Consider the following 289-nt stretch of genomic DNA (forward strand, 5'->3'; position numbering starts at 1 on the left):
TCATTACTGACCTATCTCAACGTCTAACGGTGACTCAGCTTGGAAAAGATTTTCTAAAAATCAGCTTAAGCTCAAACACGCCAGATGGAATGGAAGCGACGCTTCGTTCGGTAAGTGAACATTTCATTGAACAATTGCTCGCTCCGGAACGTTCGTCGATTGAAGACTCGAGTAACTTCTTGAAAATTCATATAGATAAACGCAGTGCTGAACTTGAAGTAGCAGAAGAAGCTCTTGCCTTATACATGAATGAGAATGTTCATTCGACGCCTGAGGTACAGAGCCAAAG

The 289-nt window shown here is 42.2% G+C and carries 1 pseudogene; it reads left to right on the forward strand.

The annotated features are described in order from the left end of the window. A pseudogene (locus AB4496_RS28880) lies at positions 1–289 on the forward strand (chain-length determining protein); the annotation flags it as partial.

Source organism: Vibrio sp. 10N.222.46.A1 (genome assembly GCF_041473595.1).
Taxonomy (GTDB): Bacteria; Pseudomonadota; Gammaproteobacteria; order Enterobacterales; family Vibrionaceae; genus Vibrio; species Vibrio tasmaniensis_A.